The following is a 533-nucleotide window of genomic DNA, read 5'->3' as shown; positions in this document are numbered from 1 at the left end:
GGTTCTGGTGCAAAAATAAAATAAAAGAGAATAAAGCGCATATATTCCTAACGGAATCGTATCTTATGCTGCAAGTCCAAACAATTGATGGATGAATTCTTTCTGATTTTGGACAGACTGGTCCCGTAAATCAATCTGTTCTTTTTTAATCATATGCATGGCTTCTACTCCAGAAAGAATGGGTGTAGTTGTGTCAAAATACTTGAACCCTAGCATAGAACGGATTCGCTTCTTTATAAAGCGATGATCTTGTTCTACTATGTTATTCAAGTATTTTTGTTGTCTAAGTTGCATACCATCAGGTATGCTTTTCTCTTTTTTCAACTGTTCAATTGCTATAGGATAAGCTGGATTCTTATCGACTGTTATAACACGAGGCTGCGAAACATGAAAAGACCGCAAAGCTTTCTTGAAAAAGCGCTTTGCAGCCTTCTGGTCTCTTGTTTTGCCTAGGCAAAAATCGATTGTGTTTCCTTTCGAATCAACAGCACGATACAGATACATCCATTGACCTTTTACTTTGATATATGTTT

Annotated in this window: 1 protein-coding gene; it reads right to left on the bottom strand. The window is 36.6% G+C overall.

Going from position 1 to position 533, the window contains the following annotated elements; genetic code table 11:
• Positions 1-63: 63 nt before the first annotated feature.
• Positions 64-533, bottom strand: a 470-nt coding sequence (locus LRP84_RS22340) for an IS6 family transposase (RefSeq protein WP_230577082.1), incomplete at its 5' end; no start/stop codon positions are given.

The organism is Bacillus rhizoplanae (genome assembly GCF_917563915.1).
Lineage (GTDB): Bacteria > Bacillota > Bacilli > Bacillales > Bacillaceae_G > Bacillus_A > Bacillus_A rhizoplanae.
This window is presented reverse-complemented; position numbering and strand designations above follow the sequence as displayed.